Origin of the sequence: Pseudomonas tremae (assembly GCF_001401155.1) — a bacterium.
GTDB classification, from domain to species: domain Bacteria; phylum Pseudomonadota; class Gammaproteobacteria; order Pseudomonadales; family Pseudomonadaceae; genus Aquipseudomonas; species Aquipseudomonas tremae.
This window is the reverse complement of sequence record NZ_LJRO01000082.1, coordinates 1-467: the sequence shown is the minus strand read 5'-3', so window position 1 is coordinate 467 and position 467 is coordinate 1. Positions and strand designations below refer to the sequence as shown.

2 protein-coding genes are annotated in these 467 nt (G+C 60.8%); both read left to right on the top strand.

Annotated features, from left to right (window positions below; all coding sequences use genetic code 11):
• Positions 1–310: penicillin-binding protein activator (locus ALO43_RS06530; RefSeq protein WP_174518491.1), on the top strand; the 310-nt coding region annotated here is incomplete at its 5' end.
• The coding region (locus tag ALO43_RS28390; protein ID WP_162235576.1) for a YraN family protein at positions 310–467 on the top strand (158 nt) is incomplete at its 3' end. The genes ALO43_RS06530 and ALO43_RS28390, both read left to right, overlap by 1 nt.

Genomic DNA, 467 nt, shown 5'->3' with positions numbered 1-467 from the left:
GTACATGGACCTCAACGGTGTGCGCTTCTGCGAGACGCCATGGCTGTTGAACGCTGAAGACCCACTGCGCCAGCAAGTCACCGCGCAATGGCCACAAGCTGCTGGCAGCCTTGGCCGCCTGTACGCAATGGGCATCGACGCCTACCGCCTGGCCCCACGCCTTGCGCAACTAAAGGCGATGCCTGACAGCCGCATTGATGGCCTGTCGGGCAGCCTGAGCATCAACCCTGGCCGTCGCGTCGAGCGTCAGTTGCCATGGGCGGAGTTCGTCGACGGCAAGATCCAACGCCTGCCGGACACAGCGCCTTGATACCAAGCCGCAGCCGCCAACAGGCAGGGCGCGAGGCTGAAGCCTTCGCCCTTCAGTTTTTGCAACGACAGGGGCTGCACCTGATTGAACAAAACTGGTTATGCAAACGCGGCGAGCTTGATCTAGTCATGCTTGACGGCGATACAGTAGTATTCGT